Source organism: Mesorhizobium sp. P2_D6 (assembly GCF_056404315.1).
Window position 1 is genome coordinate 90,264 of the sequence record NZ_JBFUEG010000006.1, and the last position, 21,827, is coordinate 112,090.

At 63.6% G+C, this 21,827-nt stretch carries 23 protein-coding genes and 1 pseudogene; 20 read left to right on the forward strand and 4 right to left on the reverse strand.

The annotated features are described in order from the left end of the window. Positions 1-179 precede the first annotated feature (179 nt). The 6 genes from AC1D1L_RS14770 to AC1D1L_RS14795 all read left to right on the forward strand — a co-directional run bounded on the left by AC1D1L_RS14770 (position 180) and on the right by AC1D1L_RS14795 (position 6,110). Complete coding sequence (locus tag AC1D1L_RS14770; protein ID WP_477342330.1) at positions 180-1,949, forward strand: acyl-CoA dehydrogenase family protein; 1,770 nt, start codon at positions 180-182, stop codon at positions 1,947-1,949. Positions 1,950-1,981: 32 nt separating this feature from the next. Then, positions 1,982-2,737: a crotonase/enoyl-CoA hydratase family protein gene (locus tag AC1D1L_RS14775; protein ID WP_477342332.1), complete on the forward strand. Its 756-nt coding sequence runs from the start codon at positions 1,982-1,984 to the stop codon at positions 2,735-2,737. Between the two features lie 311 nt (positions 2,738-3,048). Next, entirely contained in the window at positions 3,049-4,374 is a 1,326-nt protein-coding gene (locus AC1D1L_RS14780; RefSeq protein ID WP_477342334.1) for a hypothetical protein, read from the forward strand. Then, entirely contained in the window at positions 4,367-4,951 is a 585-nt protein-coding gene (locus tag AC1D1L_RS14785) for a hypothetical protein (RefSeq protein WP_477342336.1), read from the forward strand. The genes AC1D1L_RS14780 and AC1D1L_RS14785 overlap by 8 nt, the downstream gene beginning before the upstream one ends. Next, the gene (locus tag AC1D1L_RS14790; RefSeq protein WP_477342338.1) at positions 4,948-5,544 is read left to right on the forward strand and encodes a hypothetical protein; all 597 of its coding nucleotides are present in this window, start codon (positions 4,948-4,950) and stop codon (positions 5,542-5,544) included. The genes AC1D1L_RS14785 and AC1D1L_RS14790 overlap by 4 nt, the downstream gene beginning before the upstream one ends. Further along, positions 5,541-6,110, forward strand: a complete 570-nt coding sequence (locus AC1D1L_RS14795) for a hypothetical protein (protein ID WP_477342340.1) — start codon at positions 5,541-5,543, stop codon at positions 6,108-6,110. Before AC1D1L_RS14790 ends, AC1D1L_RS14795 begins: the two co-directional genes overlap by 4 nt. Positions 6,111-6,212: 102 nt before the next feature. Here AC1D1L_RS14795 and AC1D1L_RS14800 read toward each other — a convergent pair whose 3' ends face one another. Together AC1D1L_RS14800 and pdxH are read right to left on the reverse strand one after the other, a co-directional pair. Continuing rightward, positions 6,213-6,845: a LysE family translocator gene (locus AC1D1L_RS14800; protein ID WP_477342342.1), complete on the reverse strand. Its 633-nt coding sequence runs from the start codon at positions 6,843-6,845 to the stop codon at positions 6,213-6,215. A 56-nt stretch (positions 6,846-6,901) separates the two neighbouring features. Beyond that, positions 6,902-7,519, reverse strand: a complete 618-nt coding sequence (pdxH, locus tag AC1D1L_RS14805) for a pyridoxamine 5'-phosphate oxidase (RefSeq protein WP_352560118.1) — start codon at positions 7,517-7,519, stop codon at positions 6,902-6,904. A 40-nt stretch (positions 7,520-7,559) separates the two neighbouring features. On the opposite strand from pdxH, the gene AC1D1L_RS14810 reads away from it, so the two are divergent. From AC1D1L_RS14810 to AC1D1L_RS14830, 5 genes and pseudogenes are all read left to right on the forward strand, one after another. Beyond that, entirely contained in the window at positions 7,560-8,021 is a 462-nt protein-coding gene (locus tag AC1D1L_RS14810) for an RT0821/Lpp0805 family surface protein (RefSeq protein ID WP_477342344.1), read from the forward strand. A gap of 124 nt (positions 8,022-8,145) precedes the next feature. Further along, on the forward strand, positions 8,146-9,069 hold the full coding sequence (locus AC1D1L_RS14815) for a DnaJ C-terminal domain-containing protein (protein WP_477342346.1): 924 nt from the start codon (positions 8,146-8,148) through the stop codon (positions 9,067-9,069). Between the two features lie 35 nt (positions 9,070-9,104). Next, positions 9,105-9,320 (forward strand): annotated as a pseudogene (locus tag AC1D1L_RS14820) (methyltransferase family protein); the annotation flags it as partial. 224 nt (positions 9,321-9,544) lie between these two features. Beyond that, the gene (gene fabI / locus AC1D1L_RS14825; RefSeq protein ID WP_352560112.1) at positions 9,545-10,366 is read left to right on the forward strand and encodes an enoyl-ACP reductase FabI; all 822 of its coding nucleotides are present in this window, start codon (positions 9,545-9,547) and stop codon (positions 10,364-10,366) included. Positions 10,367-10,412: 46 nt separating this feature from the next. Continuing rightward, positions 10,413-11,000 carry a histidine phosphatase family protein gene (locus AC1D1L_RS14830; RefSeq protein WP_203279086.1) on the forward strand — a complete coding sequence of 196 codons (588 nt, stop codon included), beginning with the start codon at positions 10,413-10,415 and terminating at the stop codon, positions 10,998-11,000. Between the two features lie 176 nt (positions 11,001-11,176). Here AC1D1L_RS14830 and AC1D1L_RS14835 read toward each other — a convergent pair whose 3' ends face one another. Further along, complete coding sequence (locus tag AC1D1L_RS14835; protein WP_023747552.1) at positions 11,177-11,431, reverse strand: DUF1344 domain-containing protein; 255 nt, start codon at positions 11,429-11,431, stop codon at positions 11,177-11,179. 184 nt (positions 11,432-11,615) lie between these two features. On the opposite strand from AC1D1L_RS14835, the gene aroC reads away from it, so the two are divergent. Both aroC and ribB read left to right on the forward strand, forming a co-directional pair. Further along, positions 11,616-12,722 carry a chorismate synthase gene (gene aroC / locus AC1D1L_RS14840; protein WP_477342349.1) on the forward strand — a complete coding sequence of 369 codons (1,107 nt, stop codon included), beginning with the start codon at positions 11,616-11,618 and terminating at the stop codon, positions 12,720-12,722. A 117-nt stretch (positions 12,723-12,839) separates the two neighbouring features. Next, entirely contained in the window at positions 12,840-13,940 is a 1,101-nt protein-coding gene (gene ribB / locus AC1D1L_RS14845) for a 3,4-dihydroxy-2-butanone-4-phosphate synthase (protein WP_352560106.1), read from the forward strand. A gap of 336 nt (positions 13,941-14,276) precedes the next feature. On the opposite strand, the gene AC1D1L_RS14850 is transcribed toward ribB, so the two are convergent. Next, on the reverse strand, positions 14,277-15,500 hold the full coding sequence (locus AC1D1L_RS14850) for an MFS transporter (protein ID WP_477342351.1): 1,224 nt from the start codon (positions 15,498-15,500) through the stop codon (positions 14,277-14,279). A 119-nt stretch (positions 15,501-15,619) separates the two neighbouring features. Here AC1D1L_RS14850 and AC1D1L_RS14855 point away from each other — a divergent pair, with 119 nt between their 5' ends. The 7 genes from AC1D1L_RS14855 to dxs all read left to right on the forward strand — a co-directional run bounded on the left by AC1D1L_RS14855 (position 15,620) and on the right by dxs (position 21,818). Next, positions 15,620-16,228, forward strand: coding sequence for a TetR/AcrR family transcriptional regulator (locus AC1D1L_RS14855; RefSeq protein ID WP_477342353.1), 609 nt, complete (start codon positions 15,620-15,622; stop codon positions 16,226-16,228). Between the two features lie 93 nt (positions 16,229-16,321). After that, a complete protein-coding gene (locus AC1D1L_RS14860; protein ID WP_477342355.1) occupies positions 16,322-17,299 on the forward strand; it encodes a hypothetical protein in 978 nt (325 codons plus the stop codon). 71 nt (positions 17,300-17,370) lie between these two features. Then, on the forward strand, positions 17,371-18,297 hold the full coding sequence (locus AC1D1L_RS14865; protein ID WP_477342359.1) for a histone deacetylase family protein: 927 nt from the start codon (positions 17,371-17,373) through the stop codon (positions 18,295-18,297). A 3-nt stretch (positions 18,298-18,300) separates the two neighbouring features. Continuing rightward, positions 18,301-18,552 (forward strand): exodeoxyribonuclease VII small subunit, encoded by a 252-nt coding sequence (locus tag AC1D1L_RS14870; protein WP_142866766.1) that lies wholly within the window; start codon positions 18,301-18,303, stop codon positions 18,550-18,552. 45 nt (positions 18,553-18,597) lie between these two features. Then, the gene (locus AC1D1L_RS14875; protein ID WP_112563862.1) at positions 18,598-18,864 is read left to right on the forward strand and encodes a DUF2277 domain-containing protein; all 267 of its coding nucleotides are present in this window, start codon (positions 18,598-18,600) and stop codon (positions 18,862-18,864) included. 10 nt (positions 18,865-18,874) lie between these two features. Then, a complete protein-coding gene (locus AC1D1L_RS14880; protein ID WP_112563864.1) occupies positions 18,875-19,795 on the forward strand; it encodes a pirin family protein in 921 nt (306 codons plus the stop codon). A 109-nt stretch (positions 19,796-19,904) separates the two neighbouring features. Beyond that, complete coding sequence (gene dxs / locus AC1D1L_RS14885; RefSeq protein WP_477342361.1) at positions 19,905-21,818, forward strand: 1-deoxy-D-xylulose-5-phosphate synthase; 1,914 nt, start codon at positions 19,905-19,907, stop codon at positions 21,816-21,818. Positions 21,819-21,827: the final 9 nt, after the last annotated feature.

A 21,827-nucleotide genomic window follows, 5' to 3' on the forward strand; every position in this document is an offset into this window, starting at 1 on the left:
GCCATAGAATGACGAAGTCGCGAAAGCTTCAGCCAAGGTGACGAAGGTCAGTGCAAAATCCGCGTGACAAAGTTTGACGTTTACGTAAAAAGAAGGCCGGAGGCCGCCCAAAGGCGGATGGTTTTGCGTCGTCCCGGGTCCTAGGATCGAGGAGGGCGAGCAGCGGAGGAGAAAGCGGCATGTACAAGGCGCCCGTCGACGACATTTCGTTCACGCTGAAGCATGTCGCCGGCCTCAAACCGGCGCTCGACAGCGGCGCGTTCGGCGATCTCGGCGAAGACCTTGTCGACGCCATCCTGGCCGAGGCCGGCCGTTTCGCCAGCGAAGAGGTCGCGCCGCTCTACAAGATCGGCGACGAGCACGGCGCGGTGCTGAAGGATGCCACCGTCACCACGCCGCCCGGCTGGAAGGCGCTCTACCGCAGCTGGATCGACGGCGGCTGGAACGCGCTGTCGGGACCGGAAGAATTCGGCGGCCAAGGCCTGCCGACCATGCTTGGCGTCGCCGCGCTCGAAATGTGGAACTCCGCCGCCATGGCCTTCGGCATCGGCCCGACGCTGACCATGGGCGCCGTCGAGGCGCTCGACAAGCATGCCTCCGAAGCGCTCAAGGCCAAATATCTGGCAAAGCTCGTCTCCGGTGAATGGATGGGGACGATGAACCTGACCGAGCCGCAGGCCGGTTCCGATCTCGCTGCCTTGCGTACCCGCGCCGAACCTGCCGGCGACGGCACCTACCGCATCTTCGGCCAAAAAATCTTCATCACCTATGGCGAGCACGATTTCACCGACAACATCCTCCATCTGGTGCTGGCGCGGCTGCCGGATGCGCCGGCCGGCACGCGCGGCATTTCGTTGTTCCTGGTGCCGAAATTCCTGGTCAATGACGATGGGTCGCTCGGCGCCCGCAACGACGTCTTCTGTTCGGGCCTCGAGCACAAGCTCGGCATCCATGCCTCGCCGACCTGCACCATGATCTATGGCGACGGTTTTGGCGGCGCGACGCCCGGCGCCATAGGCTGGCTGATCGGCGAGGAGAACAAGGGGCTCGCCTGCATGTTCACCATGATGAACAACGCCAGGCTGTGCGTCGGCATGCAGGGCGTGGCAGTGGCCGAAGCCGCGACGCAGAAGGCGATCGCCTATGCCAATGAGCGCCGCCAGGGCAAGGCGTCGGACTATGCCGGCGCCGGCATGGCGCCGATCGTCCATCACCCGGACGTGCAGCGCAATCTTCTCACCATGAAGGCGCTGACCCAGATCGCGCGCGCCATCTCCTATTCCTGCGCGCATGCCATCGACCTGGCGCGGATCTCATCGGGCGAGGAGGCAGGGCATTGGCGCGACCGCGCCAATCTGCTGACGCCGTTAGCCAAGGCCTTTTCCACCGATGTCGGCGTCGATGTCGCTTCGCTCGGCGTCCAGGTGCATGGCGGCATGGGTTTTATCGAGGAGACCGGCGCCGCAGCCCTTTATCGCGACGCCCGCATCGCGCCGATCTATGAAGGCACCAACGGCATCCAGGCGATCGACCTGGTGGCGCGCAAACTGCCGCTCGGCGGCGGCGAGCATGTGCATGGCTACATCGCCGAACTGAAGCGAATAGCCGATGAAGTGCGGACCTCGAACCTGCAAGGGTTCGGCCGCACCGCCGAGGCTCTCGATCGCGCACTCGACGATCTGACCGAGGCGACGCGCTTCCTGCAGAAGTTGCTGGTCGAAGGCCGCCTCGACGAAGCGCAGGCGGGTGCGACGCCCTATCTCAGGTTGATCTCGCTTGCCGCCGGCGGCGCCTATCTGGCGCGTGGCGGACTTGCCGAGCAAAACCGCATCGCCCTTTGCCGCTTCTTTGCCGAAAACCTGCTTGGCGAAGTCAGCGCCTTGAAGGACCGCGTCATCGATGGCGCCGAAAGCCTCGCCGCCGCCGGCAAGACGCTGATATCAGCCTGAATACTTAAAGCGCTCACCAGGGAAAAATGACCGTGACAGACCATATTCTCGTCGAGCGCCAGGGCGCCATTCAGATCATCCGCATGAACCGCCCGGACAAGAAGAACGCGCTCACGCGCGCCATGTACGCGATAATGTCCGAGGCGCTGGCCGAAGGCGACGCCGATCCGGCGGTCCGCGTCCACGTCTTCCTCGGCGTGCCCGGCGCCTTCTCGGCCGGCAACGATCTCGCCGATTTCCTGGTCATCGCCACCGGCGGCGAGGGCGGCAACGAAGTCTGGGACTTCCTGATGGCGCTGGCCAAAACCGAGAAGCCGTTGGTCTCGGGCGTCGATGGCATTGCGGTCGGCATCGGCACCACGCTCAATCTGCATTGCGACCTGACCTTTGCCACGCCGCGCACCGTGTTCCGCACGCCCTTCGTCGATCTCGGCCTGGTGCCGGAGGCAGGTTCCAGCCTACTTGCGCCGCAAATCCTCGGCCGTCAGGGCGCTTTCGCGCTGCTCGGCCTCGGCGAAGGCTTTTCAGCCGAACGCGCCAAGGCTGCCGGCCTGATCTACGAGGTGGTCGAGGAGAGTGCGCTCGAAACCACGGTGCTGGCGGCGGCCGGCGCAATCGCCGCCAAGCCGCCTGAGGCACTGAAGATCGCCCGCGATCTGATGCGCGCCCCGCGCGATGAGCTTCTCGCCCGCATCAAGGTGGAGAGCGGGCATTTCTTCGAACGGTTGAAGTCCGATGAAGCGCGCGCTGCGCTGACCGCGTTCATGACGCGCAAGAAAGCAAGCTGATCTCACGGCACTGTCAGCTTGTGGCAGCTTCGAGCGAAACGCGCGTCAGACGCGATTTTTTGATCTGTACACTGCGGTTTTCACGCCCTATCTCACAAATCCGGCGGGCGGGGGTCCAGAGCAATTCCAGGAAAAGTGTGAAGCGGTTTTCCGTCCGGAATTGCGTCAAAGCTAAGAAAATAGAGCGGTTTGCCGTTTCCGCGAAACGGTAAACAGCTCTAGTCAGTGGAGAGGACATGGCCCGCAACGTCGCTGCCAGCAATGCAACCTTCGAGATACCAAGAGGCCTGCATTGACGGATTGAGCGTCCAATGCTTGCCGATGTTGTGAAGCCGCTCGGCCTGACGTTCAGGCTCTGGTGGCGCTTCTGGCCGCAACTGGTCGCCATGGTGCTGCTGGGCATTGTCGGCAGCGATCTGTTCATGCAGATCGCCGCGCGCACCGCCTTCCTCAACCATATGGCCGGGCTGGCGCTGCTGACGCTTGTAGCGCTCACGCAGCTCATCGTCACTGTCGCTATGTTCCAGACGCTGCTTCCCGGCCTGCCGGCGATCCGTGCCGCGCAACAGGCGGCTAGTGGACAGGCGTCCGGCGAGACAGGTGCCGAAACGAGCACCGGCACCACGCGGTTGGCACGCATGGTCAGCGTCGCGCTCTTGCCCTTCTTCGCCTACTACGCCGCCTGGGGCTTTCTGGGCGATACGGTGCGGCAATATTCGCGCGTCACCCTCGACATGGCGCCATTCGGCGAGGGCGCGGGCAATGTGCTCGACGTGCTGGATTCCCGCTGGCTGGTGTTTTCCGTCGTCATCTCCTGGCTGGTCAGGCGTCTGGCCCAGGCGATGCAGAAACGCGGCGGGGCAAAGTCCTTCTGGCAGATCGTCGTGGTGATCTGCGAGACCAACTGGATCTTCGTCGGTCTCTACGTCATCTCGCGCTGGAAGGACGACATTGTCGGCTGGATCATGAGCCGCAACATTTTTTCCGCACTTCAGGCGGCGGCCGATGGCCTGGCCAATCCTGTTTCCACCGCGCTGGCCAAGCCGATGGTGCCTGTCGAGGTCACCTCCATCGACACGACAACGAAGCTCATCGCGCTGTTCTTCTTCATGCTGCTGCCGGTGATCTGGCTGGTCATGACGGCGCTGATCTATGGCTATGACGTGCGCGACGACAAGGAGTTCTTGCGCACGCACGAACGGGTCGAGCGCCTGGGCGCCCGCTATCGCACCATTCCGAAATTCATGCGCGACTTCGTCGAGCACTTCATCTCAGGCTATCGCTCGCGCTATCTGCCGATCGCCAATGGCGTGCGCCTGACGTTGAGCTCCGGCCTCGTGCTCATCGTCACGCTTATCGTCGGCTACCGTCTCATCGACTGGTTGGCGGCCTGGGCGTGGCTGGGCGCGACCCGCCTCATCGGCCCGCACGACCTCGATACCTGGCAGGTGCTGTCCGAGGGCGTCTCGCTGCTGTTCGGCAGCGCCTTCCAGGATTCTTCGACCGGCATTCTGGTCGAGCCGCTGCGCATATGCTTCCTCGCCGCGATCCTCGAAACGGCCTTCGCGCTGCCCAAGCGCCAGACCGGCGAGATGGCGCAACCGGCCGGGCCGGCGGGAGCGGCGCAAGATGCTTGAGACCGCCCGCTCCAAGCTGAAAGCATGGCTCGCCGCCGGCATCGGCACGGCGGCGGCGATTGCGTTTGCCGGCGTGCTGGGCGCCTTCGGGGCAAGGCATGCGCAAGTACCGGTTCTGGCTCCTGCCGGCCCGATCGAAACCGGGCAATGGCTGCTGCGGCCGGTGAAGGCCTATGTCAGCGCAGAAAAATATGTCTATGGCACCTTGCGAAAGCCGGGGACGAAGGCGCTGGTCTTCGAGGTCGACATGACCAACCGCACGGCCCAATCGACGAAGGATTATTTCGAGCTCCTCCAGGCAACCCGGCCGCTGCTCGACCCGGCAACAAAACCCTACATCGTTCTGACGCGCGACGAGACACTGTCGCCGGAACTGCATCCCGGCATGCCGGAGCGCATGGCCTATATCTGGGAGCTGCCGGATGGTGCGGCAGCCCCGGCAAGCCTCGGCCTGACGGTCATCCGCAAGACCTACAAACAGCGCGACAACCTTTACGGCCTGCCCGGCTGGTTCAATCCGAGCCCGGTCGGCACGCTGACGATTCCTGTCGCACCCGATACTGGAGGCCAGCCATGATGCGCAGACTGGCCAATCTCGTTTTGCTGCTTGTCGCCGTGGCGTTCTGCTACGGCTTGCAGATATCGAAGCCGCATTATGGCGATCTGATCGGTCCTATCCCTGTGCGGGGCAAGCTGGGCGATACCATCATCGGCCGCAGCTTCGAGGTTCGCGCCGAAAAGCTGGAGTTTGCACGCAAGCTCAAGACGGACCGGTTCGGCGAGACGAAGGTGCTGACCACCGGCGGCGTCTGGGCGGTGGTGACGGTGGCGTTCGCGGCCAGAGCCGAATCGACATCAGTTGCGGTTGCCTCCTGGCGCGGACCAACGGGGCTGACTTACGACCACACCGAGCGGCTGTCCTTCATCAACAACGGCTTTCTCCCGGCCACTGTCGATCCCGGTCTGCCGACGAAGGCAAGGCTGGTCTTCGAGGTGAGGCCGGAGGAGGTCGGCAACGCGACGGTACTCATCTCGAGCAAGCTGATGGCGGCCCTCGATTCGCAGGCCGAGATTTCGATTGGGCCGGTCGCTGCCTTGTCCGACGGCATGCCAGCAGCAACCGTCGACACGCTCGATCTGACCCAGCCGATTGACGGACAAGCGAAATGACCGCGCAGGATATGGTTCAGGACAATGGCCTCGGCGAGCGGAAATGGCGCCGCCGCAGCCTTTGGGCGCTGCTTGTGCTCATCCCTCTGACCTTGGCTGTCGAAGCCTATGACAGCGTCAAGGCGCTGCTGGCCGACAATGATCTCTATCCGCGCCGCGTCGCCTGGGGCCAGAGCGCGCATTTCGGCGGCAGCGATTGGAAATTGACCGATCTGCGCGGCGCCTTCGGCATGAAGAACCTGCCGCCCGATTCCGTACCGGTGCTGGCCGATTTTTCGGTGACCGTGGGCGATCCCGACCTGCAGAAGCTATGGCTTGGCTGCAAGGTGATGCTGATCGATGCCGAGGGACGGCGCTGGTCGCCGACGTCCATTGTCTCGCTGAGAACGCCGGACAATGTGCAGACCTGCATTTCGGCGATCTTCTCCGGCGCCAAGACCGGCGATACGCTCAATCTGCGCGAGACGTTCCTGGTGCCGAAGGAGGCGACCAAGTCGATCAGGCCGGCGCTCGGCGTTGCCAGCGAGCGGCCGCATTTCCTGCTGTTCCGGCTGGAAAAGGATTGATCTCCCACGCTGTCGCCGGGATTCCCGGATCATCGCACCATTCAACCCACCGCAGATGGCGGCATGGTCATGGCGTCTGATGCCGCCTGGACGGATGAGCCGCTACCGGTGTTCGGTCGCGATGCGGATGCCCAAGCCGACCAGCACAATTCCGGTCACGCCTTCGATGGTGCGGCGGATCGATGGCCGGCGCAGGAAATCCCCCGCTTTGGCGACGACCGTTGCATAGAGCGCCAGCCAGGTGAAGGTCATGACGGCGAACACCACGCCGAGACCGAGCAGCGCCGCGAAGCTTTCCCCGCCGGGCGGTACGAATTGCGGCAGCAGGCTGGCGAAGAACACTGCCATTTTGGGATTGCCGAGATCGCTGATTAGCCCCTGGCGGTAGGCGGTCGCCGCCGTCAGCCGCCGTGCCGGCCTCGTGACTTCAGCCATGTCCTGCTGGCGGGAGGGCCAAAGCGCCTCCTGCAGCGCCCTGAAGCCGAGATAGACGAGATAGGCGGCACCCGCATATTTGACCGCAAGGAATAGCGGCTCCGAGGCGACCAGCAGGGCGACGATACCGGCGCTGGTGGCCAGCGCCCAGATCGTTTGGCCGCTGGAGATGCCGAGCGCGGTGAAGACGCCGGCCGCACGGCCGCCAAGCAGCGTGTTGCGGATGGTGATGGCGGTGTCGGGACCGGGCGTCGCAAGCACGATGAAAGAGACACCGAGAAAGGCCAGGAACAGGCTCATTGGATTCTCCCTTTGCAGCCAGATCAGCTTAGGATCGCTGCGCCATTTCACAAGCGTCAGGGGTAAAGCCGCGTCTTGTCCCAGCCGCCTTCGGCATTGCGCGAAAAGACCAGGCGGTCGTGCAGCCGGAACGGCCGGTCGTGCCAGAACTCGATCGCCTGCGGCACGATGCGGAAGCCCGACCAGTACTTTGGCCGCGGGATCTCACCGATAGGGTAGCGCGCCGTGTATTCGGCCACCGCTTTCTCCAGCGCAAAGCGGCTTTCCAGCGGCCGCGACTGTTTCGAAGCCCAGGCGCCGATGCGGCTGCCGCGCGGCCGCGTCGCATAATAGGCGTCCGCCTCCGCGTCGCTGACGATCTCCACCGGACCGCGGATGCGCACCTGGCGCCGCAGCGATTTCCAGTGAAAGCACATCGCCGCCTTCATGCTGCCAAGAAGCTCGCGGCCCTTGGCGCTCTCGAAATTCGTGTAGAAGACAAAACCGCTTTCATCGAACCCCTTGAGCAGCACCATACGCACATCCGGCATGCCGTCGGCATCGACGGTTGCCAGCGCGACGCCGTTGGCGTCGTTGATTTCGCTTTTTTTGGCGTCCTCCAGCCAGGCGGCAAAGAGCCGGAACGGCTCGGCGGCCTCGGTAAAGTCACCAGTTGTTAACTCGGTGTCACTCATAGTTTTTCTCAAATTGTCTCGAATCTCAGGAGGTTGCCGATTGTCGCGTATCGCGCAAGCTTTTGACAGCAGGCAATGGAGCGCTTTCGCTTCGGCCAGTTCGAAAGCCGTGATCGTGATCGTCGCCTTGCCGCTTGCCGCCTGCGGCGCCGGCGGCTTCAGCCTGGAAAAAGCCGAGGTCGACCGCTCCATCGTCACCTCGAGCGCGCCGGCGCAGGCGACATCGACGGACGCCGATAACGCTTCCGACCAGACCACCATCGGCAATGCGGTCTCTTCAGCCGACATAGAGGAGCTTCGCGGCCAGGCCGTGCCGTGGGCGAATGCCGGTACCGGCTCGCGCGGCTCCATCACGGAACTCGCCGAGTTGCAGGACAATGGCCAGACCTGCCGCAGCTTCACCGCCTCGCGCGAAAGCTTCGACGGCGTCGCTTTGTTCAAGGGTGAATTGTGCATGGCCGGCGCCGGCGGCTGGCACATGCAGGACTTTAAGCCCCTCTGATTCTCAAGCCATCGCAGGCGCCGCAATTTCAGCCGTCGATAAGCCTTTGCGCTACTGGAATTTCTTCCTATGCGAGCGCATATAGGGGGCAACATGGATTCACTCTTTTTCCAGGGCAGGACGTATGCGCGACCCCTATGAGGTGCTGGGCGTTGCCAAGAACGCATCGGCCAAGGACATAAAATCGGCCTACCGCAAACTCGCCAAGAAGCATCATCCGGACCAGAATCCGAATGATCCCAAGGCGAAGGACCGGTTTGCGGCGGCCAACCAGGCCTATGAGGTCATTGGCGACGAGAAGAATCGTGCGGCGTTCGACCGCGGCGAGATCGACGCCGACGGCAAGCCGAAATTCCAGGGTTTTGAGGGCGCAGCCGGTGGCGGCGATCCGTTTGGCGGCTTTCGCCGCCAGCAGGGCGCCGGCGGCTCGCGCTTCGAATTCCGCTCGGGCCGTCCGGGTGGCGATCCGTTCGACGGCAACAGCGACATCTTCAGCCAGATCTTTGGCGACGCTTTTTCCGGCGCGCGCGGCGCCGGCGACCGCCGTCAGCCGTTGCAGGCAGCGGACCTCAACGTGACGCTCGACGTCACCATCGAGGAGATGGCGACCGCCGAAAAGGTGACGGCCATGTTCCCAGACGGCCGCAAGATCGCGGTCAAGCTGCCGGTCTATGTCGAGGAGGGCCAGACCATCCGGCTGAAGGGCCAGGGCGAGCAAGGACCGGGACAGCCGGGCGATGCACTGGTCAAGATCCACATCCGCAGGCATTCGCGCTACCGCATCGAAGGTCGCGACCTGCATGCCGATCTGGAGGTAGCGTTGGCCGATGCGGTGCTGGGCGCCAAGGTGCCGGTCGACACGCCGACCGGCAGGCTGGCGGTCAATGTCCCGGCCTGGTCGAGTTCGGACAAGGTTCTGCGGCTGAAGGGCAGGGGCTTGCCGGAAAAGACCGGCGGCCATGGCGATCTCTACGCCCATGTCCGCATCATGCTGCCGGAAGGTGGCGACAGCGAGCTCGAAGCGCTGATGCGCGGCCGTAAGGGCTGACGCGGCTGCATTTCGCCTGCCAGGGCAATTCCAGGATCCGGCACCCGATCTATGTCGGCTTTCTCCTGGCCTTCTGGGCGACGCCGTCCATGACATCGGGCCATCTTCTATTTGCTGCAGGCAGCACCGGCTACATCCTGCTCGGCATCTTCCTCGAGGAACGCGATCTCGTCGCGATGTTCGGCGATCAGTACCGCCTCTACCGCAAGCAGGTGGGCATGCTCATTCCCTGGCGCAAAGTGACGGAATAGGGCCGCATCCGGTGCCAACCAGCCGATTCGGCTGGTCGGTCGCGGCCTGGGCCGTCGAGGCGCGCTGGCCGCAGTGAGGCATTGAAGCTCACAAACACGTTACACACCCCCAATCGCTGTTTGCCGAGTGTCTGAATTGAACGCGCGGCCCGTCTGCGCTTGATGCGCCTTTCTGCCTGTGCGATAGGCACTCCAAAGCAGAAAATCTTTCGGAGAGCGCTGACATGGCGGGTGGACAGGGCCTTATGGCCGGCAAGCGCGGGCTTATACTGGGCGTCGCCAACAACAGATCGATCGCCTACGGCATCGCCAAGGCCTGCGTCGACCACGGCGCCGAGATCGCGCTGACCTATCAGGGCGAGGCGTTCAAGAAGCGCGTCGAGCCGCTGGCGGCGGAATTGGGCGCCTTTGTCGCCGGCCATTGCGATGTCACCGACCCGGCGAGCCTCGACGAGGTTTTCGCCAATGTCGCCAAGCATTGGGGTGGCAAGCTCGACTTCCTCGTCCATGCCATCGCCTTTTCCGACAAGGACGAGCTGACCGGCCGCTATGTCGAGACGACTCGCGACAATTTCCTGCGCACCATGGACATTTCGGTCTATTCCTTCACCACCATCGCCAAGCGTGCCGAAGCGCTGATGACCGATGGCGGGTCGCTGCTGACGCTGACCTATTACGGCGCCGAAAAAGTGATGCCGCATTACAACGTCATGGGTGTCGCCAAGGCCGCGCTCGAAGCCAGCGTTCGCTATCTCGCCGTCGATCTCGGCGGCAAGAAGATCCGCGTCAACGCCATCTCGGCTGGTCCGATCAAGACCTTGGCCGCTTCCGGCATCGGCGACTTCCGCTATATCCTGAAGTGGAACGAATACAATTCACCGCTGAAGCAGACCGTCACCCAGGAAGAAGTCGGCGATTCCGGCGTCTACTTCCTGTCCGACCTGTCGCGTGGCGTCACCGGCGAAGTGCACCATGTCGATTCCGGCTACCATGTCGTCGGCATGAAAGCGGTCGACGCGCCGGATATTTCGACCGTCAAGGAATAGTCCTGCCACAATCTCTGCCCGTCTGTCCTGCTTTCCGGAAGACCTGATGGTTCCGCTCGTCTATATCGTGCGCCACGGCCAGACGCAGTGGAATGCCGAGTTCCGGCTGCAAGGTCAGGCCGACACCGATCTCAATGAACTCGGCCGCGAGCAGGCGACCCGCAACGGACGACGCCTGGCCGAACTGATCCAGAAGCCCGAAGATTTCGACTTTGTCGCCAGCCCGATGAAGCGGACGCGCGAGACGATGCAGCGGCTACGCTTGGCAATGCAGCTCGATCCCGACGCCTTTCGTACCGACCCGCGCCTGGTCGAGGTGCATTTCGGCGATTGGCAGGGGTTCACCTTTGCCGAACTCGAGGCGCGCAGCCCCGGCTCGGTCAAGCCGCGCCGGCGCAACAAATGGAATTTCCAGCCGCCGGGCGAGGGCGCCGAAAGCTACCAGATGCTGCTCGAACGGGTGAAGCCGTGGTTCGAAGCGCTGGATCGCCAGACGGTCTGCGTCACGCATGGCGGCGTCGTGCGGACCCTGTTTCGGATGGTGGAAGGCGTTTCCGAAGACGAAGCGGCGAGGCTGGAGGTGCCGCAGGACCGCGTGCTCAGGCTGCAAGACGGGCGCCTGGAGTGGCTTTAGGCTAAGCAATTCCAGAAAAAGTGTGAAACGGTTTTCCGTCCGGAATTGCATGAATCAAAGAGATAGCCGGAGCATCGAGCGGCGAACAAACAGGACGTCTATCCTGTTTTGTCCGCAGGTCGAAAACCCTGTTCGATGCTGGTCCTATTCGGTGCCGGCCTTGCTCGGTGCCGGCCTTACTCAGTATCAGGCAGTTCCATGTCGGTGACGACGTTCTCGCCATTCGTCACGTCATAGGCGATCACGATATCCATGCCGGGCTTTAGCGAGTCGAGATCGGTTTCGGCATTGAGCTTGTAGGACTTGCCGTCCTCCAGCGTCAGCGTCAGTGCGTCCTTGTCGACCTTTTTGATCAGGCCTTCGGTCTGGCCGGCATAGGCGGCAGTGGAAATCAGCAACATGGCGGCAGCAGCGCCAATCAGGGTACGCATCGTCGTCCTCTTTGTCATTGCGCCTGCACAGGTAGCGGCGAGCTTTCAACGGGCGGATGGAAGAGAGCAGAAACCAACCGAATGTGTCAAAACTAAAACCGCCAGATCACAGTTTGACCCCTGTGGAAAACGCCAATAGAAGGCAGGCTTAAGCCGGCTCTCATGCCGGGCAGGGCTAAAATCCATGTCTCACAACACGTTCGGCCATCTCTTCCGCGTCACCACCTGGGGCGAAAGCCATGGCCCGTCGCTCGGCTGCGTCGTCGACGGCTGCCCGCCCGGCATCCGCTTCACGCGGGCCGAAATCCAGGCCGAACTCGACAAGCGCCGTCCCGGCCAGTCACGTTTTGTGACGCAGCGCCGCGAACCGGATGAAGTCAAGGTGCTGTCCGGCTTCATCCTCGACGAGGATGGCGAGACGATGATCACCACCGGCACGCCGGTCTCGATGCTGATCGAGAATGTCGACCAGCGCTCCAAGGACTATGGCGAGATCGCCCGCCAGTACCGGCCGGGCCATGCCGACTACACCTATGACGTCAAATACGGCGTGCGCGATCATCGCGGCGGCGGTCGTTCCTCGGCGCGCGAGACGGCAGCGCGCGTGGCTGCCGGCGCGCTTGCCCGCAAGGTGGTGCCCGGCATGGTGGTGCGCGGCGCGCTGGTCTCGATGGGCGAGAAATCCATCGACCGCGCCAACTGGAACTGGAATTTTATTGGCGACGCAGAAAACCCGTTCTTCACCCCGGATCCGGCCTCGGTTCCGGTCTTCACCAGCTATCTCGACGGCATCCGCAAATCCGGCTCCTCGGTGGGCGCGGTGATCGAAATCGTCGCCGACGGCGTGCCGGCCGGCCTCGGCGCGCCGATCTACGCCAAGCTCGACCAGGACATTGCGTCCGGCCTGATGTCGATCAACGCCGTCAAGGGCGTCGAGATCGGCAATGGTTTCGAAGCCGCCCGCATCACCGGCGAACAGAACGCCGACGAGATGCGCATGGGCAATGACGGCAAGCCTGTCTTCCTGTCCAACAATGCCGGCGGCATTTTGGGCGGCATCTCGACCGGCCAGGCGATTATCGCCCGTTTCGCCGTCAAGCCGACCTCGTCGATCCTGACGCCACGCAAATCCATCGACAAGGACGGCAACGACGTCGATGTCATGACCAAGGGCCGCCACGACCCCTGCGTCGGCATCCGCGCCGTGCCGATCGGCGAGGCCATGGTTGCCTGCGCGATCGCCGATCATTATCTGCGGCATCGAGGACAGACGGGAAAGGGAGGGGAATAGGGCAGTAAGGCAGTAGGGCAATATGCAACGCAGCCCGCCGAACACAGCCAGATTTTTCTTTTCCCTACTGCCTTACTGCCCTATTCCCCTACTGCCCTGCGAGCGAAGCGAGCGTCCATGCCTTACGATCAGAAGAAAATCGTCGAAGCCCTCCGCGCTTTCGAGCGCGGTGAGATCGTTGTCGTCATGGACGATGACGGACGCGAGAATGAGGGTGACCTGATCGTTGCCGCCGTGCATTGCACGCCGGAGAAGATGGCCTTCATCATCCGCCACACCTCCGGCATCGTCTGCACGCCGATGCCGCGCGAGGAGGCGAAGCGCCTGAACCTGTCGCCGATGGTCGCCGACAATGATTCCGCCCACACCACCGCCTTTACCGTCAGCGTCGATTTCAAACATGGCACCACGACCGGCATTTCGGCCGACGACCGCACGCTGACCGTGCGCAACCTCGCCAACGGCAATGTCGGCGGTTCGGATTTCGTCCGTCCCGGCCACATCTTTCCGCTGATCGCCCGCGAAGGCGGCGTGCTGATGCGCTCGGGCCATACCGAAGCCGCGGTCGACCTGTGCAAGCTCGCCGGCCTGCCGCCGGTCGGCGTGATTTCGGAACTGGTCAACGACGACGGCACCGTCAAGCGCGGCCCGCAGGTGGCAAGCTTTGCCGAAGAACATGGCCTTAAGCAGGTTTCGGTTGCCGACCTCATCGCCTACCGGCAGCGCAAGGAAACGCTGGTCGAGCGCGTCGCCTGCTCCGAAATCGACACGCTCGGCGGCAAGGCGCAGGTCTTCACCTACACATTGCCCTGGGATTCCATGCACCACGTCGCGATCGTCTTCGGCGATATCCGCGACGGCGAGGACGTCCCGGTGCGGCTGCATTCCGAGGATGTGGTGACCGACGTCTTCGGCACCAGCCATCGGCTCGACGGCATCATGAAGGCGATGGGCGAGCGCAAGCGCGGCGTCATCGTCTACCTCAGAGAAGGCTCCGTCGGCGTCGCCCATCAGGAGCGCAAGCGGCCGCAGAGCGGCGACCGCGAGGACCATGAAGAGGCGCGCCGCCGCGAGAACGAATGGCGCGAAATCGGCCTCGGCGCCCAGATCCTGAAGGATCTCGGCATTTCCTCGATCAATCTGATCGCCTCGCGCGAACGCCACTATGTCGGTCTCGAAGGCTTTGGCATACACATCGCAAAGACGGAGATTATCTAATCCCAAGCTTCGGGTTGGCGGATCGGAACCAGCCGCACCTAGCAATCGCATGCTTTGGAGATTGGCGTAAAACACCCTCTCTTCGTCATCCACGGGCGAAGCAAGGAGCGTAGCGACGCGGCGCAGACCCGAGGATCCATGCCGCGACTTCCACGTGCCGCCACGGTGCAGGATACTGTTCCGTTGTACCCTTCGCCTTTGGTCGCGGCATGGATCCCAGGGTCTCCGCGACGGAGCTTCGCTCCTGCTTCGCCCTGGGATGACGACCGCGTAGAGGCTTCAGCCAATCGCGAACGTCGTCACTATCGAAAACAAACGGCTGGATGCTTGTCCACGTCACTCCGCGGGAACGGCGGCAGCCTCGCATCCATCCAGGTCGCATTCATGGGTGGCCAGGCTGCGCTGGCCGGCGAGCACCGTGACCAGAGCGATAGTGCCGGCAGCGACCGAAACCCAGAACCCGTTCCGGGCGCCGAACTCATCCACCACCGCGCCGGCGGCAAACGAGCCCAGCGCCATGCCGATGCCGATGCCGGTCATGACCCAGGTGATGCCCTCGGTCAGCATCGCTTCCGGCACGTGCCGCTCGATCAGGCCGAAAGCGGTGATGAAGGTCGGCGAAATCGCCACGCCGCTGACGAACACGGTCAGCGCCAGCAGCGGCACGGTGCCGGCGGTAAGCGGCAGCAGCGTGCCGAGCGCGACGAGGGCGACCGCGATGGCCAGCTGGCGTTGCAGCGGCGCCTTCAGGTTGAGCGCGCCGACGACGAGGCCGAGCACGAACGATCCCAGCGCATAGACGCCGATGACGAGGCTGGCGGCGCCGGGCTGGCCGAGTTCCTTGGTGATCGCCACCGTGCTCACTTCCGTCGTCGCGAAGGTGGCGCCGACGAAGACCAGGGCAAAGGTGATGATCTGCACCGGCCGCAGCCGGATTGCCGAGCCGCTTGTGACACGATCCACCGGCCGCACTTGCGGCTCGGTCGAGCGCTGCAGGATGAAGGCTGTCGAGCCGATGGCGAGGAACAGCGTGCTCACCAGAACACCAGCTTCGGGGAAGAGGGCGGCGCTTAGGCCCACCGACAGCGATGCGCCTGCGATGTAGACGAGTTCGTCCGCAGCCGACTCGAAGGCGAAAGCGGTGTTCATCTGCGGCCGGCCGCGGAAAATCTCGGTCCAGCGCGCGCGCACCATGGCCGGCATGCTGGGCATGGCGGCAGCCGCCAATGCCGACACGAACAATGTCCATAGCGGCCAGTCCTGATTGGCCGCCGCAATCAGCACGGCGAAGGCGAGCACGGTGACGATGGTGGTGGGAACAACGATGCGCGTCTGGCCGAGCCGGTCGACCAGCCGTGAGATTTGCGGTGCAACGAAAGCATTGCTCAGCGCGAAGGTCGCCGCGACGGCGCCGGCCAGCCAGTATTCGCCATGCGTTTGCGACAGCATCGCCACAATGCCGATCGGCGCCATGGCGATCGGCAGGCGCGCCAGGAAGCCGGCGCTGGCAAAGCCCTTGGCTCCGGGGGCACGAAAGATTTCGGCGTAGGGGTTTTGCATTGCGGGCTCCTCGACAAAGGCCAATTCAACAATTACATACGATGCGTATGACTGTAAGATAATGCATACGCGACGTATGTCAATTGGCATACGATGCGTATGTGAATAAGGCCAGAACCATGCACAGACCCCGCAAGGAGATGATCGCCGAGACGCGCGCCAAGCTGATCACGGCGGCCCGCCATGCTTTCGGTACGATCGGCTATGCCGAGGCGTCGATGGACGATTTCACCGCCTCGGCCGGGCTGACGCGCGGCGCGCTCTACCATCATTTCGGCGACAAGAAGGGGCTGCTGCAGGCGGTCATCGCCGAGATCGACGGCGAGATGGCGGTTCGCATAAATGAGATCGCGTCGAAAGCGCCGACCCGCTGGCAGCATTTCGTCGACGAATGCACGACCTATATCGAAATGGCGCTGGAGCCCGAAATCCAGCGCATCATGTTCAGGGATGGCCCGGCCGTGCTGGGGGATCCCGCGCAATGGCCGAATGCCAATGCCTGCGTCGGTTCAATGACCGATCATCTGACCAGACTGCAGGAAGAGGGGACGGTCGTGCCCGGCGTCGACCCCGAAACCGCCGCGCGCCTGATCAACGGCGCCAGCAGCCAGGCGGCGCAGCGCATCGCCAATTCGAACGACCCCGAAGCGACATCGAAGACGGTGGTGGCGGCCTTCAAACAGCTGCTCGAAGGGTTGCTGAAGAAGCAGGGTCCGCAGCCGGTCTGAAATCTCACCGCCGAGACCCGGCATTTGCCGAGATTGACAATTCTCGGCCCGGGTTCATCCTCGCCGTCCATCTCTGAGGGGAGATTCGGGCGCATGTGGGACTTTGATATCGGCAGGTCGGTGTCCATCATGATCAGGACATGGCCGTTCATCGTCTTTCGCATGATCGTCTATTTCGGCATCACGCTGGCCTATATCGTGGCGACCGGCAGCGGCGCCTCCGTCGGCTATGGTGTCGGCCACATCTCCACCGATCCTGACGGGCCGCTGTCCTTTGCACTCTGGGGCGGCATCGTCGGCATTGGCGTCGTTTCTATCGCGCTCTACTGGATCCGCGAATACATCCTCTACGTCGTCAAGGCCGGCCATATCGCCGTCATGGTCCATCTGATTGACGGCCGCGACGTCCCCAATGGCCAGGACCAGATCGCCTACGCCAAGGATGTGGTGAAGGAGCGTTTCGCCGAGGCCAACATCCTTTTCGTGCTCGATCAGCTGGTCAAGGGCGCCATCCGCGCCATCACGGGTCTGATCGGCGGCATCGCTGCCTTCCTGCCCATTCCGGGTCTCGGCGGCCTGGTCGCTTTCATCAACACGGTCATCCGCCTGTCGCTGACCTATGTCGACGAGATCATCCTCGGCTACAACATCCGCATCAACTCGTCCTCGCCCTTCGAGACGGCGCGGCAAGGCGTCGTGCTCTATGCCCAGAACGGCAAGACCATGGTCAAGAACGCCGTCTGGCTGGCGGTGATCATGTGGGGCGTGTCCTTCGTCATCTTCCTGCTTATGCTGGCGCCGGCCGCCGCCATCATGTGGTTCATTCCGGGGCAGCTCGGCGGCTGGGCCTTCGTGCTGGCGATCCTGCTGGCCTGGGCCTTCAAGGCGGCATTCATCGAACCCTTCGCCATCGCCTGCCTGATGCAGGTCTATTTCAAGACCATTGAAGGCCAGGTGCCGAACGCCGAATGGGACCAGCGGCTGGCCGAGGCGTCGTCCAAGTTCCGGGAGCTCAGGGACAAGGCGCTGGCCTCATTCGGCGGCTCGCGCTGGACGCAGCCGAGCACCTAAACCCTGTTGAACGTCGGGGCGGCGCGGCGTCAAACCATGGTCAAAGCGGCCGGGCGCGCCTATATCGGGTCATGGTCACAAGGCTCTACACCCATCCGATCTTCCTCGAACATCTGACGCCGCCCGGTCATCCGGAGCGACCCGACCGCTTGCGCGCCATCGAGCGCGTGCTCGACGACGAGGCCTTTGCGGCGCTCGACCGGGTCACGGCGCCGCAAGGCGACGAGGCCACCATTCTCTATGCCCACCCCGAGGATTTCGTCGCCCGCGTCCGCGCCGCGATCCCCGAGAGTGGCATTGCCCCGATCGACGCCGACACCAGCGCCAGCCCGAAAAGTTGGCAGGCGGTGGTCACTGCCATCGGTGCGGCCAATGCCGCCGTCGACGACGTCTTCGAGGGTCGTGTCGCCAACGCCTTCGTCGCCGCCCGACCGCCCGGCCACCACGCCGAAAAGACCACGGCAATGGGCTTTTGCCTGTTCAACACCGCGGCGATCGCGGCGCGCTATGCGCAGAAGAAACATGGCGCCGAACGCGTCGCCATCGTCGACTGGGATGTGCACCACGGCAACGGCACGCAGGACATTTTCTGGGACGATCCGTCAGTGCTTTACTGCTCTACGCACCAGATGCCGCTCTATCCTGGCACGGGCGCCAAGACCGAAACCGGCGCCGGCAATATCGTCAACGCACCGCTGCCGCCACAGACCGGCTCAGACATGTTCCGCGATGCCTTGCTGTCGCGTGTCCTGCCGGCGCTCGACAATTTTGCGCCTGACCTGATCATTATTTCCGCCGGCTTCGACGCCCACCATCGCGACCCGCTGGCCGAGATCAACCTCAGCGAGGACGATTTCGACTGGGCGACCGGCCAGTTGCTGGAACGCGCCGGGCGCCACAGCGGCAACCGGCTCGTCAGCCTGCTCGAGGGCGGCTACGATCTGCAGGGATTGGCATTTTCGGTCGCCGCCCATGTCGGGCGGCTGATGAAGGGATAGAGTATGGCTGGCGAAGCAAACGAAGACGTCAAGGCGATGAGCTTCGAGCAGGCACTCGACGCGCTCGAAAAGATCGTCGATGATCTCGAACGCGGCGACGTGCCGCTCGATCAGTCGATCAGGATCTATGAACGCGGCGAGGCGCTGAAGGCCCATTGCGACCGGCTGCTGAAGTCGGCCGAAGACAAGGTCGAGAAGATCAGGCTGTCGCGTGACGGCAAGCCGGTGGGAACCGAGCCGCTCGACGCGGAGTAACTTGTCAAACGGGGCGGGCAGAGAAAGCAGGTAAGGAGTTCAAGCATGTGCAGAAACATCAAGACCCTGTTCAACTTCGATCCGCCGGCAACCCATGACGAGATCCGCGACGCCGCCCTCCAGTTCGTGCGCAAATTGAGCGGAACGACGCGGCCCTCGCAACGCAACCAGGCGGCCTTCGACCGCGCCGTCGAGGCGATCGCTGAATCGGCGCATGAATTGCTGCATTCGCTCGAAACCAACCATCATCCGCGCAATCGCGAAGAGGTGGCGGCCAAGGCAAAAGCCAAATCGGCGCTGCGCTTCGCCTGAGGATATCCAGATGAGTTTTTTCCCCGGCCGGGACCCTGAGCCTGGCGACGCCTTCGCCAGCGACCAGATTGAGCTGATGGTCATTCCGAACGCCAAGGACATTGACGGTTTTCAGGTTCGCCGCGCTCTGCCGACGGCAAGGCGGCGCCTGGTCGGTCCCTTCATCTTCTTCGATCGCATGGGTCCGGCCATATTGCGCGCCGGCCAGGCGCTCGATGTCCGGCCGCACCCGCATATCGGGCTTTCCACCGTCACCTATCTGTTCGACGGCAAGATCAGGCACCGCGACTCGCTCGGCACCGAGATGGTCATCCAGCCCGGCGACGTGAATTTGATGACCGCCGGCCGCGGCATCGTTCATTCCGAGCGCACGCCCGACGAACTGCGCGGCGCGCCGATGTCGGTCTCCGGCCTGCAGACCTGGCTGGCGCTGCCCGACGGCAAGGAGGAGGTGGCGCCGGTGTTCGAGAACACCGCGGCGCTGCATCTGCCCGAAATCGACGCCGAAGGCGTCAGCGGTCGCGTGGTGATCGGCGATTTCCAGGGTTTGCGCTCGCCGGTAAGAGCCGACACCGAGACGCTCTACGCCGATCTGCGCCTCGCGCCCGGCGCCAGCGTGAAAATTCCAGCCGACGCCGAGGAACGCGCCATCTACACGCTGGACGGCGATGTCTCGATATCGGGGGACCGCTTTCCGGCCGAGCGTCTGCTGGTGTTCCGGCCCGGCGACGAACTCGTCGTCTCATCCGAACGCGGCGCCCATTTCATGCTGTTTGGCGGCGCCTCGCTCGGCTCCCCACGCCACATCTGGTGGAATTTCGTCTCGTCGTCGAAGGAGCGTATCGAACAGGCCAAACAGGAATGGAAGACGGGCCGCTTCGATATCGTTCCTGGAGATGAGGAAGAGTTCATTCCGTTACCGGACAATTAACGTCACCAACACCCGCGTCACTGACACGCATTTACATTCGGCGGGCGGAGGCATATTTCGCCCATGATCAACGCGCATGAACGAAAATAGCTGGGCAGGCTCCTAAACAGTGAACGCAACGCTGCACACGCCGCTTCTCGACAAGGTCCGCATTCCAGCCGACCTGAAGAAGCTTGACGAAAGCGAGCTGCCGCAGCTGGCCTCGGAGCTGCGTGCCGAGCTGATCGATGCCGTCTCGCATACGGGCGGGCATCTCGGCGCCGGACTCGGTGTCGTCGAACTGACCGTGGCGCTGCACTATGTTTTCAACACGCCGGAAGACCGGGTGATCTGGGATGTCGGCCACCAGGCCTATCCTCACAAGATCCTGACCGGCCGCCGCGACCGCATCCGCACGTTGCGCCAGGAGGGCGGCCTGTCCGGCTTCACCCGCCGTGCCGAGAGCGAATACGATCCGTTCGGCGCCGCGCACTCCTCGACCTCGATTTCCGCCGGCCTCGGCATGGCCATGGCGCGCGACCTCTCAGGCGGCAACAACAATGTCATTGCCGTCATCGGCGACGGCGCCATGTCGGCCGGCATGGCATTTGAAGCATTGAACAACGCCGGCGCGCTCGATGCCCGGCTGATCGTCATCCTCAACGACAACGACATGTCGATCGCCCCGCCGACCGGCGCCATGAGCGCCTATCTGGCGCGGCTCGCTTCAGGGAAGACCTATCTTGGCCTGCGCGATTTCGGCAAGAAACTGACCTCCTATCTCGGCAAGCGCGCCGATCGCGCCATCACGCGGGCGGTCGAACATGCGCGCGGCTACGTCACCGGCGGCACGCTGTTCGAGGAGCTTGGCTTCTACCATATCGGGCCGATCGACGGGCACAATCTCGAACATCTGATCCCGGTCTTGAAGAATGTCCGCGACCATGCCGACGGCCCGGTGCTGATCCATGTCGTGACCCAGAAGGGCAAGGGCTACGGCCCGGCCGAGGCCGCGCCCGACAAATATCATGGCGTCAACAAGTTCGACGTCATCACCGGCGCGCAGACCAAGGCGCCGGCCAATGCGCCGGCCTACACCAAGGTGTTCGCCGAAAGCCTGATCCAGGAAGCGCACGCCGACGACCGCATCGTCGCCGTCACCGCCGCCATGCCGAGCGGCACCGGCCTCGACCTGTTCGGCGAGGCGTTTCCCGCCCGGACCTTCGATGTCGGCATCGCCGAGCAACATGCGGTGACGTTTGCCGCCGGCCTCGCCACGGAAGGCTACAAGCCCTTCGCCGCCATCTATTCGACCTTCCTGCAGCGCGCCTATGATCAGGTCGTCCACGACGTAGCGATCCAGAAACTGCCGGTGCGTTTCCCCATAGACCGCGCCGGCTTTGTCGGCGCCGACGGCGCCACCCATTGCGGCGCCTTCGACACCACCTTCCTGGCGACGCTGCCGGGCTTCGTCGTCATGGCGGCCGCCGATGAGGCGGAGCTTCGCCACATGGTGCGCACCGCCGCCTATTACGACGAAGGCCCCATTGCCTTCCGTTATCCGCGCGGCAACGGTGTCGGCGTCGACATGCCGGAGCGCGGCTCGGTGCTCGAAATCGGCAAGGGCCGCATCGTCAGGGAAGGCACCAAGGTGGCGCTGCTCTCCTTCGGCACGCGGCTGCACGACTGCCTGATCGCCGCCGAGGAACTCGGCGCTGCCGGACTTTCGACGACGGTTGCGGACGCCCGTTTCGCCAAGCCGCTCGATGAGGATCTGATCCGCCGTCTCGCCCGTTCGCACGAAGTGCTGGTGACGGTGGAAGAGGGCGCTGTCGGCGGGTTCGCCAGCCATGTGCTGCAGTTCCTCGCCCATGAAGGCCTGCTGGAAAGCGGCCTGAAAGTGCGGCCGCTGGTGCTGCCGGACGAGTTCACCGACCATGCCAAGCCAGAAAAAATGTATGCAGACGCCGGGCTAGACGCCGCCGGCATCGTGCGCACGGTGTTCGTTGCGCTTGGCCATTCCGCGCGCGCGCAGCGCGCCTGAACAAATCTC

What these genes read in the sequence shown, in the direction of transcription:
- AC1D1L_RS14770 (WP_477342330.1), top strand. Translation starts at nt 180, where the DNA reads ATGTACAAGGCGCCCGTCGACGACATTTCGTTCACGCTGAAGCATGTC.
- AC1D1L_RS14780 (WP_477342334.1), top strand. Translation starts at nt 3,049, where the DNA reads ATGCTTGCCGATGTTGTGAAGCCGCTCGGCCTGACGTTCAGGCTCTGG.
- AC1D1L_RS14785 (WP_477342336.1), top strand. Translation starts at nt 4,367, where the DNA reads ATGCTTGAGACCGCCCGCTCCAAGCTGAAAGCATGGCTCGCCGCCGGC.
- AC1D1L_RS14790 (WP_477342338.1), top strand. Translation starts at nt 4,948, where the DNA reads ATGATGCGCAGACTGGCCAATCTCGTTTTGCTGCTTGTCGCCGTGGCG.
- AC1D1L_RS14795 (WP_477342340.1), top strand. Translation starts at nt 5,541, where the DNA reads ATGACCGCGCAGGATATGGTTCAGGACAATGGCCTCGGCGAGCGGAAA.
- AC1D1L_RS14800 (WP_477342342.1), bottom strand. Translation starts at nt 6,845, where the DNA reads ATGAGCCTGTTCCTGGCCTTTCTCGGTGTCTCTTTCATCGTGCTTGCG.
- pdxH (WP_352560118.1), bottom strand. Translation starts at nt 7,519, where the DNA reads ATGAGTGACACCGAGTTAACAACTGGTGACTTTACCGAGGCCGCCGAG.
- AC1D1L_RS14815 (WP_477342346.1), top strand. Translation starts at nt 8,146, where the DNA reads ATGCGCGACCCCTATGAGGTGCTGGGCGTTGCCAAGAACGCATCGGCC.
- fabI (WP_352560112.1), top strand. Translation starts at nt 9,545, where the DNA reads ATGGCGGGTGGACAGGGCCTTATGGCCGGCAAGCGCGGGCTTATACTG.
- AC1D1L_RS14830 (WP_203279086.1), top strand. Translation starts at nt 10,413, where the DNA reads ATGGTTCCGCTCGTCTATATCGTGCGCCACGGCCAGACGCAGTGGAAT.
- AC1D1L_RS14835 (WP_023747552.1), bottom strand. Translation starts at nt 11,431, where the DNA reads ATGCGTACCCTGATTGGCGCTGCTGCCGCCATGTTGCTGATTTCCACT.
- aroC (WP_477342349.1), top strand. Translation starts at nt 11,616, where the DNA reads ATGTCTCACAACACGTTCGGCCATCTCTTCCGCGTCACCACCTGGGGC.
- ribB (WP_352560106.1), top strand. Translation starts at nt 12,840, where the DNA reads ATGCCTTACGATCAGAAGAAAATCGTCGAAGCCCTCCGCGCTTTCGAG.
- AC1D1L_RS14850 (WP_477342351.1), bottom strand. Translation starts at nt 15,500, where the DNA reads ATGCAAAACCCCTACGCCGAAATCTTTCGTGCCCCCGGAGCCAAGGGC.
- AC1D1L_RS14855 (WP_477342353.1), top strand. Translation starts at nt 15,620, where the DNA reads ATGCACAGACCCCGCAAGGAGATGATCGCCGAGACGCGCGCCAAGCTG.
- AC1D1L_RS14860 (WP_477342355.1), top strand. Translation starts at nt 16,322, where the DNA reads ATGTGGGACTTTGATATCGGCAGGTCGGTGTCCATCATGATCAGGACA.
- AC1D1L_RS14865 (WP_477342359.1), top strand. Translation starts at nt 17,371, where the DNA reads ATGGTCACAAGGCTCTACACCCATCCGATCTTCCTCGAACATCTGACG.
- AC1D1L_RS14870 (WP_142866766.1), top strand. Translation starts at nt 18,301, where the DNA reads ATGGCTGGCGAAGCAAACGAAGACGTCAAGGCGATGAGCTTCGAGCAG.
- AC1D1L_RS14875 (WP_112563862.1), top strand. Translation starts at nt 18,598, where the DNA reads ATGTGCAGAAACATCAAGACCCTGTTCAACTTCGATCCGCCGGCAACC.
- AC1D1L_RS14880 (WP_112563864.1), top strand. Translation starts at nt 18,875, where the DNA reads ATGAGTTTTTTCCCCGGCCGGGACCCTGAGCCTGGCGACGCCTTCGCC.